The 608-nt window shown below is 72.0% G+C and carries 1 protein-coding gene; it reads right to left on the bottom strand.

Features of this window, described 5'->3' with window-relative positions; all coding sequences use genetic code 11:
- Window positions 1-608, bottom strand: a 608-nt coding sequence (locus tag BIU95_RS13335; RefSeq protein WP_175470772.1) for a 2-oxo acid dehydrogenase subunit E2, incomplete at both ends; no start/stop codon positions are given.

Here is a 608-nt window from a genome sequence, read left to right as displayed (position 1 = left end):
GATGGAGACGTTCTCGGTCTCCGGGTAGACGATCTCGTCGCCCTCGACCGTGGAGTTGATCTTCGGGTGGGCCTTCAGTGCCTCGGACGCCGCGAGGGCGAAGAACGGCATGAAGGAGAGCTTCGAGCCGGTCTTCTCGAGGAACTCCGCCTTGTGGGCGTCGCGGAACTGCGCCACCTTCGTGACGTCGACCTCGACGACGCTCGTGAGCTGTGCGGTCGAGGTCATCGACTGCACGGCACGCTCGGCGACGACCTTGCGCAGGCGCGTCATCTTCTCGCGGGTGCCGCGCAGCGGCGACACCTCGGCGACGAACGGGCCGGACGCGGCAGCGGGTGCTGCTGCAGCCGGGGCGGCCGGGGCCTTCTCGGCGGCGGCGAGGACGTCCTCCTTGCGGATGCGCCCTCCGACACCGGAACCGGTGACCGTGGACAGGTCGACGCCCTGCTCGTTGGCGAGCTTGCGCACCAGCGGGGTGACGTAGCCGGAGGCTGCGCCGTCCTGCGTGGGGTTCGGGACCGCGGCGGCGGCCGTGGTGCTCGGCGCGGACGCCGGAGCTGCTGCCGGAGCGGCCTGGGCCGGAACGGCTGCCGGCGGAGCGGCTGCGG

The organism is Curtobacterium sp. MCBA15_007 (assembly GCF_001864905.1).
Lineage (GTDB): Bacteria > Actinomycetota > Actinomycetes > Actinomycetales > Microbacteriaceae > Curtobacterium > Curtobacterium poinsettiae.
Note: the sequence above shows the minus strand (reverse complement) of the source record. Positions and strands in the feature narration are given on the sequence as shown.